Origin of the sequence: Mycolicibacterium canariasense, assembly GCF_002101555.1 — a bacterium.
GTDB lineage: Bacteria > Actinomycetota > Actinomycetes > Mycobacteriales > Mycobacteriaceae > Mycobacterium > Mycobacterium canariasense.
In genome coordinates this window covers 1-14,802 of record NZ_LQOL01000019.1, presented here as the reverse complement: position 1 = coordinate 14,802, position 14,802 = coordinate 1, and the positions used below count along the sequence as shown (strand labels likewise).

Annotated in this window: 18 protein-coding genes; 3 read left to right on the top strand and 15 right to left on the bottom strand. The window is 67.3% G+C overall.

The window, feature by feature from the left end; all coding sequences use genetic code 11:
* Positions 1-8 precede the first annotated feature (8 nt).
* The 11 genes from AWB94_RS02055 to AWB94_RS34455 form a co-directional block, all read right to left on the bottom strand.
* Positions 9-1,478: a purine-cytosine permease family protein gene (locus tag AWB94_RS02055; RefSeq protein WP_062658797.1), complete on the bottom strand. Its 1,470-nt coding sequence runs from the start codon at positions 1,476-1,478 to the stop codon at positions 9-11.
* 20 nt (positions 1,479-1,498) lie between these two features.
* A complete protein-coding gene (locus AWB94_RS02050) occupies positions 1,499-2,164 on the bottom strand; it encodes an RraA family protein (protein WP_234811579.1) in 666 nt (221 codons plus the stop codon).
* Positions 2,157-2,933, bottom strand: a complete 777-nt coding sequence (locus AWB94_RS02045) for an SDR family oxidoreductase (protein ID WP_062658796.1) — start codon at positions 2,931-2,933, stop codon at positions 2,157-2,159. Before AWB94_RS02045 ends, AWB94_RS02050 begins: the two co-directional genes overlap by 8 nt.
* Before the next feature lie 25 nt (positions 2,934-2,958).
* Entirely contained in the window at positions 2,959-3,765 is an 807-nt protein-coding gene (locus AWB94_RS02040; protein ID WP_062658795.1) for an aspartate dehydrogenase, read from the bottom strand.
* Positions 3,765-4,163 carry a RidA family protein gene (locus tag AWB94_RS02035; protein WP_062658794.1) on the bottom strand — a complete coding sequence of 133 codons (399 nt, stop codon included), beginning with the start codon at positions 4,161-4,163 and terminating at the stop codon, positions 3,765-3,767. Before AWB94_RS02035 ends, AWB94_RS02040 begins: the two co-directional genes overlap by 1 nt.
* On the bottom strand, positions 4,160-5,581 hold the full coding sequence (locus AWB94_RS02030) for an amidase (protein ID WP_062658793.1): 1,422 nt from the start codon (positions 5,579-5,581) through the stop codon (positions 4,160-4,162). The genes AWB94_RS02035 and AWB94_RS02030 overlap by 4 nt, the downstream gene beginning before the upstream one ends.
* The gene (locus AWB94_RS34925; RefSeq protein ID WP_165605382.1) at positions 5,578-5,730 is read right to left on the bottom strand and encodes a hypothetical protein; all 153 of its coding nucleotides are present in this window, start codon (positions 5,728-5,730) and stop codon (positions 5,578-5,580) included. The genes AWB94_RS02030 and AWB94_RS34925 overlap by 4 nt, the downstream gene beginning before the upstream one ends.
* Position 5,731: 1 nt before the next feature.
* Positions 5,732-6,622 (bottom strand): polysaccharide deacetylase family protein, encoded by an 891-nt coding sequence (locus AWB94_RS02025; RefSeq protein ID WP_062658792.1) that lies wholly within the window; start codon positions 6,620-6,622, stop codon positions 5,732-5,734.
* Complete coding sequence (locus tag AWB94_RS02020; RefSeq protein WP_165605381.1) at positions 6,619-7,320, bottom strand: FadR/GntR family transcriptional regulator; 702 nt, start codon at positions 7,318-7,320, stop codon at positions 6,619-6,621. Before AWB94_RS02020 ends, AWB94_RS02025 begins: the two co-directional genes overlap by 4 nt.
* 94 nt (positions 7,321-7,414) lie before the next feature.
* Positions 7,415-8,350 (bottom strand): alpha/beta fold hydrolase, encoded by a 936-nt coding sequence (locus AWB94_RS02015; protein WP_062658790.1) that lies wholly within the window; start codon positions 8,348-8,350, stop codon positions 7,415-7,417.
* A gap of 165 nt (positions 8,351-8,515) precedes the next feature.
* Positions 8,516-8,704: a hypothetical protein gene (locus AWB94_RS34455; protein WP_131805377.1), complete on the bottom strand. Its 189-nt coding sequence runs from the start codon at positions 8,702-8,704 to the stop codon at positions 8,516-8,518.
* A 266-nt stretch (positions 8,705-8,970) separates the two neighbouring features.
* Here AWB94_RS34455 and AWB94_RS02010 point away from each other — a divergent pair, with 266 nt between their 5' ends.
* Positions 8,971-9,384, top strand: a complete 414-nt coding sequence (locus tag AWB94_RS02010) for a hypothetical protein (RefSeq protein ID WP_062658789.1) — start codon at positions 8,971-8,973, stop codon at positions 9,382-9,384.
* 108 nt (positions 9,385-9,492) lie between these two features.
* On the top strand, positions 9,493-10,092 hold the full coding sequence (locus AWB94_RS02005) for a DUF4232 domain-containing protein (protein ID WP_062658788.1): 600 nt from the start codon (positions 9,493-9,495) through the stop codon (positions 10,090-10,092).
* Here AWB94_RS02005 and AWB94_RS02000 read toward each other — a convergent pair.
* Positions 10,076-10,486 carry a VOC family protein gene (locus tag AWB94_RS02000; RefSeq protein ID WP_062658787.1) on the bottom strand — a complete coding sequence of 137 codons (411 nt, stop codon included), beginning with the start codon at positions 10,484-10,486 and terminating at the stop codon, positions 10,076-10,078. The genes AWB94_RS02005 and AWB94_RS02000 overlap by 17 nt on opposite strands.
* A gap of 96 nt (positions 10,487-10,582) precedes the next feature.
* On the opposite strand from AWB94_RS02000, the gene AWB94_RS01995 reads away from it, so the two are divergent.
* Complete coding sequence (locus tag AWB94_RS01995; RefSeq protein ID WP_062658786.1) at positions 10,583-11,026, top strand: nuclear transport factor 2 family protein; 444 nt, start codon at positions 10,583-10,585, stop codon at positions 11,024-11,026.
* Here the strand turns inward: AWB94_RS01995 and eutC are convergent.
* The 3 genes from eutC to eat are packed head-to-tail and all read right to left on the bottom strand — an operon-like array spanning position 10,968 to position 14,574.
* Complete coding sequence (eutC, locus tag AWB94_RS01990; RefSeq protein WP_062658785.1) at positions 10,968-11,741, bottom strand: ethanolamine ammonia-lyase subunit EutC; 774 nt, start codon at positions 11,739-11,741, stop codon at positions 10,968-10,970. The two genes, AWB94_RS01995 and eutC, sit on opposite strands and share 59 nt — an antisense overlap.
* Positions 11,738-13,153, bottom strand: coding sequence for an ethanolamine ammonia-lyase subunit EutB (locus tag AWB94_RS01985; RefSeq protein WP_062658784.1), 1,416 nt, complete (start codon positions 13,151-13,153; stop codon positions 11,738-11,740). The genes eutC and AWB94_RS01985 overlap by 4 nt, the downstream gene beginning before the upstream one ends.
* Positions 13,150-14,574: an ethanolamine permease gene (eat, locus tag AWB94_RS01980; RefSeq protein WP_109762509.1), complete on the bottom strand. Its 1,425-nt coding sequence runs from the start codon at positions 14,572-14,574 to the stop codon at positions 13,150-13,152. Before eat ends, AWB94_RS01985 begins: the two co-directional genes overlap by 4 nt.
* Between the last annotated feature and the right edge of the window lie 228 nt (positions 14,575-14,802).

Here is a 14,802-nt window from a genome sequence, read left to right as displayed (position 1 = left end):
CGCCCGGGTCAGCCGGTCTGCAGCTGTGCACGCTGCGGGATGCGTGCCTCCCGCTCGGCGTGCAGCGCGCGGACGCCTTCGAGCAGGACATACGTTCCGGCACCGAGCACGATGCCCACCGGGTACGCGAGGTCCGCACCGTGCAGCACCGAGCGTGAGACCGAGCCGAACAGCGCGCCGTACACCGGGCCTCGTTCGGCCAGCTCGGCACCCAACGTGGTGTTGGAGAACGGCAGGCAACCCACGAAGCCGACCAGCAGTGCGACCAAAGCACTTGGCCGCCAGGGCAATCGGCGAACGGGTGTGCATGCGGCAGTCACGAACGTCTCGACCGCCGGACGCTGCCACCAGAACACCGCAACGATGCCCACGAACGGCGCGACCCAGTACGAGGCCAGCAACATGACGCTGGTGAAGCGTGGCGCGAGGTCACCTGCCTGCAAGTACAGCGCCAGCGCGAACGCCAGGACGGTGGTGCCGACGGTCACCACCGGCCTCGGCAGGCGCACACCGGCGGCCAGCAGTTGCAGTCCCGCGCTGTACTGCGCCACCGTGGCATTGGCCACCACACCCAGGAACATCGCCAGCAATACCGCGGCCCCGACCGGCCCCCGACCGACCAGGTCGTGCATCGCGGCCATCGCCGAGACATCCGGCAGTAGGGTGCCCGCCGCCAAACCGAGGCCTTCCAACCAGATACAGGCGACCGAAACTCCGGCGAACACCGACAGGAACAATCGCGGCTTGGACACATCGCTTCGCAGGTATCGGCAGTAGTCCGCGGCGTTGTGCGCCCACGCGAAGGTGAAGCTGAACGAGATGGTCGTCAGCAGCGCGAACGCACCCACCGCGCCGGCTCCGTGGTTGGTCTGATCGAGGACGATCTGTCCTGAGCGACCGACGATGGCGACCGTGACGACGACGAATCCGGCCCCCACCACGAGAGCCATCGCCTGCTCGAACCGGTGCATGAACCGGTAACCGAGCACACTGACCAGTCCGACGAAGGCGAAGACCAGGGCGATGGCCGGGATGAACGGCATCCCGACGGTGATGTTCAGCGACTGGGCCCCGAAGATGCTGCCGAGCGCGATGAAGGCGAGGCTGGTACCGGCGGCCAGGACGCCGACCAAGGTGATGGCGCGCCCGAACAACGGCTTGGACTGGGCGAGTTGGGCCAGGCCGGTATGCGGTCCCGCAAGCCCGAGCACTGCCGGGGCCAGCGCTCCCAGCGCCGTCCCGAGCACGATGGCCAGGAACGCGACCGGAAAGCTCAGGCCGATGAAGTCTTGTGCCCCAAGGGCTCCGAGGAAGAAGGCGGTCGGCACAAGCTGTGCGGCGAACCAGAGCACCCCAATTTTGCCGGCGGATCCGTGTCTTTCCTCGGGCGGGACCTGTTCCAACCCGAGCCATTCGACGGCGACACCGGTTGTCGCAGGGGCGTTTCCCGGTGCGGATGGGGGCGTTTCGGCGGTCACACGATCTCCTTGGCTGTCAGCTACACGTGGCCGAAGGTGGCCAGGCATTCGGCGAGCGTGTTGCCCTCACGCAACGCTGCCCGCACGCGGATCTCCGTGGCGGTGAGTTCCTCACTGCGAGCGAGAACCGTCTCGACGCGTTCGGCCGGCACGACGATCACACCGTCGTCGTCGCCGAGCACGAAGTCACCGGGCCGCACATCGACGGAGGCACAGGTGGCGCCGGGCATGGTGATCGGCTGCTGATACGCGGTGACGCGCCATCGCCCGATCGACTGGATGGGTGAGCGGTAGCGAGCGAATACCGGGAACTGGTGCTGCCGCAACCAGTGGACGTCCCTGATGCCGCCGTCGAGTACGGCCCCGACCGACCCGCGTTCGGCCATTCCGAGCGCGATCAGCTCCCCGAAATAGCAGATGCCTTCACCGTCGCCGGCCCAGACCGAGATCTCGTCGGGTCCGATGCCGCCGCATGCCTGCATCTTGGCCGGGTCGCCACCCCCGCTGTACGTGGCTTTCTCACCGGCAATGGTGTAAGCCCAGCCGGCCAGTTGGGTACCGGAGAAGGGTCGCAGGTCGGGGTGTAGCGCTTGGTCCGGCAGTCCGTGTTCGTCGAGGACGTCGGCGACCACCGAGGTGTCGACGGCGAGAAACCGCTTCCGGATCGTGGCTCTTGTCTCAGACACTGGGCACCATTCCTCCATCGACTCGAACTACCGAACCGGTTACGTATGAGGCCCCGGTTCCGGCCAAGAACGCCACGACATCGGCGTATTCGTCGGGTCGTCCATACCTGCCCATCGGGATCGCGGCGACACTCGCGGCCGTGACATCAGCCACCGGTCGCGATTCCCGTTGGGCGCGTGCCTGATCCAGTGCGGCGACGCGTGGCGTCGCGATGCGGCCGGGCATGACGATGTTGACGGTGACACCGTCGGCGGCCACCTCGGTCGCCAGTGTCTTCGACCAACCGACCAGTGTGGACCGCAGTGCGTTGGACAGCCCCAGATTCGGGATCGGTGCCACGATTCCCGACGAGGTGCTGGTGATCACCCGGCCCCAGCCCGCCGCGCGCATACCGGGTAGCACCCGGTCGGTCAACTGCACCACCGGGGCCACCATCGCGTCGAAGGCGGTCCGCCAGTGTTCCACCGGGACACCCTGCAGCGGACCCGGTGCGGGGCCACCGGTGTTGTTCACCAGCACCGAGATTGGGCCGATCGATTCCTCGATCGCGTCGACCGCCGCGGTGACGCTGTCCGGATCGTTCAGATCGGCGGTGAACGGTGTGAACAAGTGACCGGCGGTCGCGGCGGTGGTGGCCAGCGCTTCGGGGTTGCGGCCGATTCCGGCCACGACAGCCCCTTCGGTGGTCAGCCGAGTGGCGATGGCGCGGCCGAGGCCGCCACTTGCCCCGCAGACCAAGGCAATTCGGCCATCCAGGCCAAGATCCATGACGTTGTCCCTTCCTGTCGTTCGGTCAGGTTCCGATTTGCAGCGGCGCCGCGAGCTTGCGCAGCAACGCGACGACGCTCAGTGCCGTGATCCGGCCCGTCTTCGGGTTCTCGGAGGGGACGTTCTCGATCGACATCGAGAACGTTGCCGAGGCGGCGTCGACGTCGATTCGGTGCGTGTTGCGTTGCAGCGCCGGATCCGCCCAGATCTCCACTTCGGTCCGGTCCGGGCCCAACCCGGCCAGCGACAGTGCCACCGCGACATTGAGATTGGCGGGGAATCCCTCGGCGGCCTCACGCGCGGTGCCGGTGAACAACAGGGTGGGCTCGGTGATCGTCGCCAACCCCGACCGGCCGTGCAGGTGGGGAGCATCGAGGAGACTGTGCAGTGGTTTGCGGGTGGTCATCCGCACCGACCGCAGCCCGTTCTGCGCGGCGGCCTGCACGGCGTCCAGCCCGAGCAGCGCACCGGTGGGGACGCGCAACGTGCCCCCGGTGAGGTCGGCGAGTTCGACCAGGTCCCAGTGCGTGAGCAGGGCCCCGGAGCTGAGCACGATGAGGTCCCGGCCCTGTTCCAGGGTCGGCCGCGCGAGACTCTCGAAGATGGCCGACGGTGCGCATTCCACGACGATGTCGGAGACTGCGCCGATATCCGGCCCGTCCAATACCGGTACAGGCCGGCGCAGTGTGCGCGAATAGGCCGCGGCGCGCTCGGCGTGCCCGGAGGCGACCGCCGACAGCCGATATCCTTGCAGCCCTAGGTCGATGGCCTCGGCCACGGCTCTACCGATGGGCCCGAGCCCGACGATGCCGACCCGTTTGACCGCACGCATCACAACACCGCCGTCGCGTCGATCTCGACGAGCAGTTCCGGCATGGCCAGCCGGACGACCTCAACGACGGTCTGACTGGGCCGCACCTTCGGGAAGAGTTCGCCGAGGACTTGCGTGTACACGGGCAGCGCTGCCATGTCGACGAAGTACGCGGTGATCTTCGCGACGTCCTCGATCGTGCCGCCGACGTGGGCGAGGATGGTGGCGATGTTCGCGAACGACGTGCGTATCTGTGTCTCGACGTCCCCGACGCCGATGATGTCACCGTTCTCGTCGATCGAGGTTTGACCGGCCAGGTAGACCGTGCGGGTGGGATTGGTGACCACCGTGCATTGGGCAAAGAGATGCTCGCCGGGATTCCAGATGCCGGGGGGCTGGGTCGTGGTCTTCGTCGTCATTTCCGTTGCTCCGCATAGAGGTTGGTGGGATATTTGGTGTGCCAGTCGGTGGCGCTTTGATAGGCGGCACCGGCCTGCAGCAGAAGTGCTTCGTTCCACGGCCGCGCGGCCAGTTGCATGGCCAGCGGGAGGCCGGTGGCGCCGAAACCGATCGGGATGCTCAGCGCCGGCAGGCCGACGAAGCTGTACGGCCGGTTCAGCGCCAGGAGCCTCTGGTTGGTGAGCGACGGCTCGGCGCCGCCGGTCCGGAGGTCGGCGATGGTCGGGGCGCCGTCGGGTACGGTCGCTGACAACAGCACGTCGCACTGCGTGAGCGGGCCGGTGAGCACATCGTGCAGCGCGCGGCCCTGGAGGCGTTGCGCATCGACATGGGCGGTGGGCGGTGCCAGCAGCGCGGCGTCCAGTCGCGCCCGCAGTGTCGGTGGGTATTTCGTTCGGTGCCTGCGATAGTCGGACCCGTACAGGGACAGGATCTCCGCTCCGGTCAACATCGTCGCCGCGCTGTCGTAGCCGAAAAGTCCCGTCAGATCGATCTCGACGAGACGGGCGCCCATTCCCTCCAGGATGCCGATGGCGGCATCGATGGCCGCGCGCACCTCTGCGGTGGCGCTGCGCGCGAGTAGCTCTCGGTCGATGCCGATGCGAAGCCGGTTCAGTGCGTGCGGGTCGGGCTGGTCCAGCGGCCGTGGCGCGGGCACGGAGCCGGGATCGTCGGCGTCATAACCGGCGAGGTTGGCGAAGACGAAGGCGACGTCGTCACAGCTGCGGGCGATGACGCCGACGCAGTCCTGGGAGAACGACACCGGCGCCATGCCGCGGCGCGAGATTCGGCCATAGGTGGGTTTCAGCCCCACCACCCCGCACATCGCGGCCGGTATGCGGACCGATCCGCCGGTGTCGGACGCGATCGCCGCCGGTAACGCGCCCGCGGCGACCGCGACAGCGGCACCAGCCGACGATCCTCCGGAAATGCGTTGGGGGTCCCACGGGTTGCGGGTGTCCCCCAGGTCGTCGTTGAGACCGGTCGCCGAGTAGCTCATGGGGTCCAGGCTCAGTCGGGCGACGGCGATCGCCCCGGCATTCTCGGCGCGCTGCAGCACTTCTGCGTTCCGCGCACGATGTGTGTGCCGCGATTCGGCCCGCCCCAGGCCGGGGGCCTCGCCGCGGTAGGCGAAGACGTCCTTGAATCCGAACGGCAGCCCGAACAGCGGTTGCTCACGTCGCGTCTCGGCGCTCATCGAGTCGAGTTCGCCGACGTGCCGTGCGGTGCCGGGGAGGTCATCATCGACGACGCAGTTCGTCAGCCTATCGACACGCTGCAGCATCTCGCGGGCGACGGCCAGGACTTCGGCGCAGGAGAACTCACCGCGGCGCAGAGCGGCCGTCAAGCCGCGTGCCGTCCACGTCGGCGGATTCATCGTGGCACCTGTCGTTCCAGGATGCGGCGAAAGGCGGACGGGTCATCGTCGATGGTGAGGCGGGTGGTGAGCGAGCCGAAGGCCGACAGCGCCGCGGCCGCACGCCGGGCAGCGTCGCCGAGTTCGGTGCAGCCGGAGTCGCCGGTCACCTCAGCTCCGTTCCGGTGGAACGGTATTCGTGAAATGACGGGCGATCTGCCCCGGCGTGGTCAGCCAGACGTCGGGGTGACCGGCGGTGAGGTGGGTGAGGACTTCACGGAACCGGCGCAGGCGGAACGGCTGGCCGACGATGAAACTGTGGATCACGATGCCGAGCACCAAGGGTTGCGATCGCGCCTGTTCCCGCATCTCGTCGAAGGTGTCACCGATGATGGTGGCGAAGTCTGCGCCCGAGGCATGGTGCAACGCCACGGCGGGAACGTCGTTGACTTCATGCGGGTAAGGAACGCTCAGCAGCGGGCCGCCCAGGGTGTCCATCCAGGTGGGCTGATCATCCATCGGCCAGTCCAAGGTGTAGCCAAAACCTTCGCGGGCGAGAATGTCCTCGGTCCGCCGGCTGGGATGTGCACCGGGACTCATCCAGCCCGCCGGCGGATTTCCTTCGTGTGCGGCGATGGCGTCGCGGACCGCGCGAATCGTCTCGATCTCGGCTTGTTCGTCCTGTTCGTTGGGGTGCACCGAGTTGGTGATCCCGTGCCCGACGAACTCGGCTCCGGCCTGTCGGTACGCCGTGACGAGTTGGGGGCAGTGGTCGTAACAGGCGGTGTTGAGCAGCACCGTGAGCGGCATGCCGTGGGCGCTGAGTTCATCGAGCAGTCGGTAGCCGCCCACCCGGTTGCCGTATTCACGCCAGGCCCAGTTGTAGGTGTTGGGGTGACGCAGCCCCGGCGAGTAGGACAATCCCAGCCCGTCGGCGTCATAGGAGAAGTGTTCCAGGGCGACCGCCACATACACCGCCAGTTGACGGCCACCGGGCCAGTTGAACGACGGCCGCTGGGTGATGGGCTGGTAGCCGAATCGGTTGTGGGAAGGCAGTTTCATGCTTGCTCCGGGGAAGTCGAGTGGGACGCGAGGGCACTGACCCGTTGCTGGATGGCCGCGAGGTGATCGGCCATCGCCTGTTCGGCGCCGGCCCGATCCTGCGCCCGGATGGCCTCCAGGATGGCGTGGTGTTCGGCGTGCGGCGCGGCCAGTCCCCCGGCCAGCCGCGCCATCTCCACGGACTGCTCGAACTGCAATTCGCGCAGTCCGCGAATAAGTTGAACCTGCAACGCATTTCCGGTGGCCGATGCGATGGTGACGTGGAATTCGAGGTCGTCGCGGATCCAGTTGACGACATCGCGCTCATCGCGGCTGCGTTCGACCAGCACGTCCAGGGCCGCGATGTGCTCGTCCGTGCGGCGCAGCGCCGCCAGACCGGCACCGGGAATTTCCAGATGCTGGCGCACCTCGTGCAGATCGGCGGTCTCGTAACGGTCCAGCAGGACCAGGCCCGGCGCCTTGGGGTGGGTGGCGGTGACGAAAGTCCCTGCACCGGCCCGTGATTCGATCATTCCCGCCGACCGCAACCCGCCCAGCCCTTCCCGGATGACCGGGCGGCTCACCCCGAACAGACGGGCCAGTTCGAGCTCGGAGGGGATGCGCGCACCGACCGCGTATTCGCCTTCTTGGATCAGCGCGAGCAGCTGGCTGTAGACGGCGTCCGCCGAGCTGCCTCGACCGATGGGCGTGATCGACACCAAAGGACTCCCGTCTGCACCGGCACAAGCTGTAATATGTAAGACAGTTTTACAACCTGTCGCGCCGCCCGTCAATCCCGGGCATTCCGGGTGGTCAGTGCGGCTCGAGAAACGTCGCCGTATCCCGCGCGATGTCCGCCGAGCGGGTGTGATGCAGATAGTGACCGCCATCCAGGGTGATCACCCGGCCGCGGTCGACGCTCGCGGCTTGCCGCCGGTGCAGTTCACCCCAGCCCGGGATATCGGCATCCTGCGCCCGCACGAAGAGCAGCACCGGCAGATCCTTCGGGAACGTCATCCCGCTGACGGCGGCGAAATTTGCCGGCGCATTACGCATTTCGTTTGTCAACGTCGGGGCTGCCGCATTCTTCGCACTCAGCAGATCGAGCTGCCGTTGCGTCGCCTCGTCATACGGAAGCCCCGCGTAGGGGTCGTCACCGAGCCAGCGCAACAACCGGGTGATCCCGAGGTCGGCCAAGGCCACGATCGCATCGGCCGGTAGCGGCTCATTCCAGCCGGGCTGGTCGGGAACACTGCTGTCGATACCGACGAACGCACTGAGTTCACCGGCGTAGGCCGCGCTGTAGGCCAGCGCGTAGATCCCCGCCATCGAGTGGCCCATCAACACATAACGGTCGACCCCGAGGTACCGAAGTGCCTCGTGCAGTTCCCTGGTGATATTCCCGATGGTCCGCTCGGTGTCGGTCTGGTCGCTGAGCCCGGTGCCGAACGGCTCGACGGCGATGACGCGATAACGAACCGAGAGCGCCTCGATCAGCGGTTGAAAGTCAAGCGCCGGGGCGGCCGTGCCGAGGCCGGGTAGCAGAACGATGGTGTCGTTGCCGCTGCCACGTATCACCACGTTCATCTTCTTGCCGTCGACCGGCACCAATTCGCCGTAGGAGACGATGTCCGATGCTTCGACCTTCGACGCGACGGCGTGGACAACGGCTGTCGTCGCGAGTACGAGCACCGGGGTGGCAACGAGGACTCCCAGTGTGTTGAGGGCGACTCGGAAGGGCTTTCGCATGGCACCTATCTCAGATCGGACGGTCTCGGACGTTCGCTCGACCGATGCGGCGCGCCCCTGGCATAAAAAGCGGCCTTTGATGCGTTGTAACGAGCAGACCGGACCGTCGATACTACCCCCGAGGTCGACGGTTCGGTCTCTGAAATTCGTTGGAGGGCAAGTTTTTTAAAACGCGCCTGTCGAGTGACTGCCATCACGGTGATCGACAGCCCCGGAACGGGATGCCCCCTCGGGATTGATCAACACATCGGCAATCACCGTATCGGTCGGGTGTGCGACGGCGCCGTGCAGAATATTCCCGACGCGACGATCACGCTGCCCGCCAACCGTTTTACGGTGGTGGCTCAGCGTCATCGGTTCGGATGTTCTTTGGCGCTGTCGGTCCGGACAGCCGCGCACCCGCTCCGGCCGCACGGGCGGATGTCGTGGGTGAACTCGTCCCCTCCAACACCGCGGTACCGCCACCGATTCCCACCTGGTCGCACCGGACGGCCAACGCCGCGCGCCGACCCGGCGATAGAGACGCCATAGGCGCTATTTGGGATCGGTAGCGGTCCCGCTCGGCATCTACTGGATGCCAGGACGCGTCCGGAGGCGGCGCTTGACGGAAGGACCGAGAGATGAACCGGATTGCGCGAATGGCGGCCACCGCCGTCATGTCCGGCGGGGTGGGATTGGCCGCCCTGGGCGCTGCCACCGGCACCGCATCCGCGGACGGCCCCAGCTATCAGGGCGGCAACTGTCCCGGTGGCCTCACCTGCACCCACTGGTGCCCGGGTGACCCGTTGATTCCCGGGGCCGAATTCGGGGTGATCACCTGGGACTGGAACATCTGCCACGACTGGTACTGGACGTCCGAGGGCACCGTGGATATCGCCACCAACACCGTCTATCCGTGGCGAGGAACGCCGCACCAGGCTGCACCCGTGCCGCCCGCGCCACCGCCCCCGCCACCGGCCGAGCCGCAGCCCCTGCCGGCGGACTGCCCGCCCTGGTCACCCTTCCTGGCCCCGTCCCGGTGCGGCGGACTCTGAGGCGTCACCGACGTTGTGGTGTGGTCCCTTCTCGGGGTCGGCACCAAGAATCCGACAAGAACCCGGCTCTAGCGTGCAAGCACCTGACACCACGAAAGGACTTGCCCCATGAAGATCGTCGCTCGGTCGCTGCCGGTAGTGGCGGTCGCCCTGTTGGCGGGATGCACCGCCCAGCAGTCGCCGCCGGCGCAGACGGTCACGGTCACCGCGACGCCGACCGCCCATCCCACCCTCGCCGCGACGCCGGCACCCGCTCCCCCGGTGACACCCGTGACGGTCACGGTCGCGCCGACGCAGGCACCCCCCGAGCCACCGCAGCAGGTCGGCCCGTGCTCCGACGAGGCGCTCGACGTCACCAATGGGCCAATGGAATCCGCGAACACGCAACGACGGGTGGTCGTGTCGTTCCGGAACTCGTCGCAGCAGGCCTGCACCATGGTGGGCTATCCGGGCGCCGATCTGGTGACACCGGCCGGCGGGGTGCTGATCAACATCCCGCGACGGCCGGCCAACGCGGCGCCGCGCCTGACGCTGCAGCCGGGTGAGGTCGCCAGCGCCGACGTGCTCACCTCGATGATCGACACCGAGACGGGGAACGCCTGCGCCCGCTGGGGTCAGCTGGTGGTCACCCCGCCCGACGATGTCGTCGCGCGCACCCTGCCGATCGACCTGCCGATCTGCGGCGCCAGTATCAGTTCGGTGGGCTGATCCCGAACTTGGCCCGCGCCGCGTCGGTCACCGGCGTGAACAGGTTGACGAGGTTGCCGTCCGGGTCGCGGAACAGCAATGCCCGGTTACCCCACGGCATCGTGGTGGGCTCGGTGACCACTTCGCCGACGTGCCCCCGCAGGCGCTGGTACTCGACATCCACGTCGTCGACGATGAACTCGATGATCGCGCTGCGGTTGGCGGCGGGCTCGGCCGACCCCGCACCGAACAGCGGCACGGTTTTGTCGCTGCCGATGGCCAGGGTGCCGACCGGTGTCGGGATCTCGGCGAACAGCTCATTGCCCCACACCGCGGCGATGCCGGTGACCTGCTCATAGAACGCGACCAGCCGGCCGACGTCGGCGGTGATGATGCGCGTGGATACGAAGTTCATGGCCGGGATGCTAGAGGGCACCACCGACAAACCCGATGGCAGCGATTGGCAGCACGACGAGCTGACGTGGCAGCCACTGCCCTGCACCGTCACCTCATGAGCACACACGACTTCGTCACGCGGTTCGCCGAATTCTGGCGGCACCCATCGCCAGAGCAGCTTCCCGGTCTGCTGCACCCCGACGTGGTGCTGAGGCAACCCCTGACGCCGACCACAGCGGGCATTGCCGCCGCGCAGGACCAGTTCCGGCTCTTCTGCCACTGTCTGCCGGGATTGCACGGAGTCGTCGATCGATGGTCCGGCGACGAGTCCCTGGTGTTCATCGAATTCCGATTGCGAGCCTTCGGCGGGACACTGGAGTGGCCGACGGTGAACCGGCTCAGCCTTCGCGACGGCAAGGCCACCGAACGCGTCACCTACTTCGATTCGCTGGCACTGCTGCCGAGCCTGCTCCGGCACCCGTCGGTCGGTTGGCGCTTCGCTACAACAGTTGTGCGCCGGCACCCGTCCCGACCGCGACACCCCGCGAGGTGTCCTTGAGTGTCACCCCCGAGCGCCCGAGTTGCCGCGCCCCGGCAACCAGACCGGTCGCGATGCGAGCCGCCTCCTGGTACCCCAGTCCGTCCGGTGGGTGAATGTTGGAGATGCAGTTGCGATCCGCATCGGTGCACCCCGGGCGGGGACGGTGGGTCAGGTAGATGCCCAGACTGTCCGATACGGACAGGCCGGGCCGCTCGCCGATGATGACCAACAGCGTCCCGTAGCCACCCCGGGCCGCGATGTGATCCCCCAGGGCCACCCGTGCCTGCGTCGCGATCACCGGCGGCGCCAACGAATACGTCTGTCCGAGTTGGGCCACCAGTGCACGCAGCAGCGGGACACCGTGGTGCATCACCGCGGTCGGTGACAGCCCGTCGGCGAGCACGAAGCCGATATCGGCGGGGCCGTCGGGTACCGCCGACAGGTCGGCGGGGCTGCGGCCCAGATCGGGCCGGCGTAGATACTCGCCCCGTGATGTCGCCTGGCTGGTGACCGTCGCCGGCGTGCCGATGCCGACCTCACCGACACTCGCGGCCAGCTGTTCTACGTTCAGGGGCAGGTGCACGGCGTCGCGGGCTGCGGCGTGGGCAGCGTTGAGCGCCAGCACTTCTCGCGTCGGCAGCCCGTTGCCGGCGCGGCCCAGCCCGATCCGGGCCTGGGTGGTGGTGCGCAGTTCGTCCCAGAATTGCTGCCGGGCCAGCTCGGAGGAGCTCATGATGCCGCCGCCGAGGTCAATGATCGCAGCGGCGATTGGGTGACGTCGAAGGGCGTCAACCGACCGGCAGCGTCGATCATGCCGATACCGCGCAGCCAGTCCTCGAACTCCGGTGCCGGGCGCAACCCGAGGGTCCGCCGGGTGGCCAGTACGTCGTGGAAGGACAGGCTCTGGTAGCCGAGCATCACGTCGTCGGCGCCCGGCACGGTGATGACGAAGGCAACGCCGGCGGCGGCGAGCAGCGTCAGCAGGTTGTCCATGTCGTTCTGGTCGGCTTCGGCGTGGTTGGTGTAGCAGACGTCGACCCCCATCGGCAGCCCGAGCAGCTTGCCGCAGAAGTGATCCTCCAGACCGGCCCGGATGATCTGCTTCCCGTCATAGAGGTATTCGGGACCGATGAAACCGACCACGGTGTTGACCAGCAGCGGCTCCAGGTCGCGGGCCACCGCGTAGGCCCGGGCCTCCAGCGTCTGCTGATCGACCGGCTTGCCGCCGACACCGAGATGCGCGCCGGAACTCAGCGCCGAGCCCTGACCGGTTTCCAGGTACATCACGTTGTCCCCGACGGTGCCGCGCCGCAGCGACCGCGCCGCGGCGTTGCCCTCGCGCAGCAGGTCGATGTTCACCCCGAACGCGGTGTTGGCTGCTTCGGTGCCGGCGATCGATTGGAACACCAGATCCACCGGCACGCCCTCGTCGATCAGCCCGATGGTGGTGGTGATGTGCGACAGCACGCAGGATTGCGCGGGGATGTCGTAGCGGGACCGGATCGAGTCCAGCAGGTGCAGCAGATCGGCTGTGGCGTGCGGTGAATCGGTGGCCGGGTTGATCCCGATGACAGCGTCACCGCACCCGAGCAGCAGCCCGTCGAGGACGGCCGCGGCGATCCCCCGCGGGTCGTCGGTCGGGTGGTTCGGCTGCAGCCGGGTGGCCAACGTCCCCGGTATGCCGACGGTGGTCCGGAATGCCGCGGTGACCTGGGTGGCGGCCGCGACCGCGATCAGGTCCTGGTTGCGCATGATCTTGCTGACCGCGGCCGCCATCTCGGGGGTGACACCGGGGCCGACGGCCGCGATGCGTTGCGCACCGTCGTCCCGAGAGGCGTTGTCCAGCAGCCAGTTCCGGAACCCACCGACCGTCAGGTGCGAGATTTCGGCGAAGGCGCCGCGGTCGTGGGTGTCGAAGATCAGCCGGGTCACTTCGTCGTCGTCGTAGGGGACGACCTCTTCGTCGAGGAATGTCTGCAACGGGATGTCGGCCAATGTCCATGCCGCCGCAGCTCTTTCGGCATCGGAGGAGGCCGCGCATCCGGCCAGCTGATCACCCGACCGCAGCGGTGTGGCCTTCGCCAGCACCTCGACGAGTCCGTCGAAGCGGTAACCGACACCGCCGATGTGCTGCCGGTAGATCACTTGAGTTCGCTCTCGGCCTCGGCCAGCATCGCGAATTCCTCGTCGGGGGAATTGGCGATCAGGCGGTGGCGGCTGTACAGGGCGAAGTACGCCATGAACGCGGCGAACACCACCAGGCAGGACAGTGCCGCGACGCTGTCGACGAGGAAGGTGGCGATGACGGCGAGAACGGCAATCACGAGGGCGAATCCGGTGGTGATGGCGCCGCCGGGAGTGCGGTAGGGCCGGCGCATCTCGGGCTCGCGTCGGCGCAGCACGATGTGGCTGACCATCATCAGCACGTAGCTCAGTGCGGCACCGAAGACGGCCATGTTCAGCAGCAGCGCGCCCTTTCCGGTGAGCGACAGCAGGAAGCCGATGACGCCGGGAACGATCAGGGCCAGGGTCGGCGCCTTGCGAGAGTTGGTGAGCGACAGCCGGGTTGGCAGATATCCCGCGCGTGACAGCGCGAACAGCTGCCGGGAGTAGGCGTAGATGATCGAGAAGAAGCTGGCGATCAGGCCGGCCAGACCGATGTAGTTGACCACCTTGGCGGCCGTGCCGGTACCGAGGGCCTCCACCAGCGGGTTGCCCGACGACGACATCTGTTCGGCGCCGCCGGCGCCGGTGGTGAGGATCAGCACGGCGGCGCAGGTGATCAGCAGGACGGTGATCGCCGCGATGATGCCGCGGGGCACATTGCGTTCCGGGTTGGCGGTCTCCTCGGCGGCGAGCGGGACCCCTTCGATGGCAAGGAAGAACCAGATCGCGAATGGGATGGCGGCCCAGATGCCGAGGTAGCCGTGCGGCAGGAACGTCGAGGCCCCCGCGGCGTCGGCGTCGACGGGGATGTTGGTCAGGTTGGCGGCGTCGAAGTGCCCGGCGGCGAAGACGGCGAAGATGACCAGCCCGACCAGTGCGATGGCGGTGATGACGAACATGACCTTGAGCGCTTCACCGACGCCGGAGAGATGGATTCCGATGAACAGGACGTAGGCGGCCAGGTAGACCCACCACCCGTCGGTGATGCCGAACAGCCCAAGAGATTCGACGTAGGCGCCGATGAACGTCGCGATGGCGGCCGGCGCGATGGCGTACTCGATGAGAATGGCTGTGCCGGTGGCGAATCCACCCCACGGCCCGAGCGCGCGGCGGGCGAACGTGTAGCCGCCGCCCGCGGCGGGCAAGGCCGACGACAGTTCCGCCATGCCCAGGACCAGGGCCAGATACATACCGGCGATCACCACCGCGGCGATGGCCAAACCACCGAATCCGCCTTGTTCCAGACCGAAATTCCAGCCCGAGTAGTCACCTGACACCACATAGCTGACCCCCAGCCCGGCCAGCAGGATCCAGCCGGCACTACCGGATTTGAGCTGCCGCTTCTGTAGATAGCCCGCGCTCTCGAGGTGCTCCTCCACCGCGCCGTGACTTGACGTCACACCCAACCCCCTCGATTGATTTCCACGTCTGAAAGGTCGTTTTTCCAACCTTTAAAAGAGTGTGACGGATGCCTCGGTTCTTGTCCACCCGAAGCGCGGTTACACCCCGAGCCTGGAGAGACCCGGGGTGTAACCCGACGAAGGCGGCTTCTTAGAAGAAGCCTGCGGCGTTCTCGCTGTAGCTGACCAGGAGGTTCTTGGTTTGTTGGTAGTGATCGAGCATCATGT

Bases quoted from the DNA above. Each gene is read 5' to 3' on its own strand.
- AWB94_RS02035 (WP_062658794.1), bottom strand. From the start codon at position 4,163: ATGACGACGAAGACCACGACCCAGCCCCCCGGCATCTGGAATCCCGGC.
- AWB94_RS02025 (WP_062658792.1), bottom strand. From the start codon at position 6,622: ATGAAACTGCCTTCCCACAACCGATTCGGCTACCAGCCCATCACCCAG.
- AWB94_RS02000 (WP_062658787.1), bottom strand. From the start codon at position 10,486: ATGAACTTCGTATCCACGCGCATCATCACCGCCGACGTCGGCCGGCTG.
- eutC (WP_062658785.1), bottom strand. From the start codon at position 11,741: ATGAGCTCCTCCGAGCTGGCCCGGCAGCAATTCTGGGACGAACTGCGC.
- AWB94_RS02015 (WP_062658790.1), bottom strand. From the start codon at position 8,350: ATGCGAAAGCCCTTCCGAGTCGCCCTCAACACACTGGGAGTCCTCGTT.
- AWB94_RS02005 (WP_062658788.1), top strand. From the start codon at position 9,493: ATGAAGATCGTCGCTCGGTCGCTGCCGGTAGTGGCGGTCGCCCTGTTG.
- AWB94_RS34455 (WP_131805377.1), bottom strand. From the start codon at position 8,704: ATGACGCTGAGCCACCACCGTAAAACGGTTGGCGGGCAGCGTGATCGT.
- AWB94_RS02030 (WP_062658793.1), bottom strand. From the start codon at position 5,581: ATGAATCCGCCGACGTGGACGGCACGCGGCTTGACGGCCGCTCTGCGC.
- AWB94_RS02040 (WP_062658795.1), bottom strand. From the start codon at position 3,765: ATGCGTGCGGTCAAACGGGTCGGCATCGTCGGGCTCGGGCCCATCGGT.
- AWB94_RS02010 (WP_062658789.1), top strand. From the start codon at position 8,971: ATGAACCGGATTGCGCGAATGGCGGCCACCGCCGTCATGTCCGGCGGG.
- AWB94_RS01995 (WP_062658786.1), top strand. From the start codon at position 10,583: ATGAGCACACACGACTTCGTCACGCGGTTCGCCGAATTCTGGCGGCAC.
- AWB94_RS02045 (WP_062658796.1), bottom strand. From the start codon at position 2,933: ATGGATCTTGGCCTGGATGGCCGAATTGCCTTGGTCTGCGGGGCAAGT.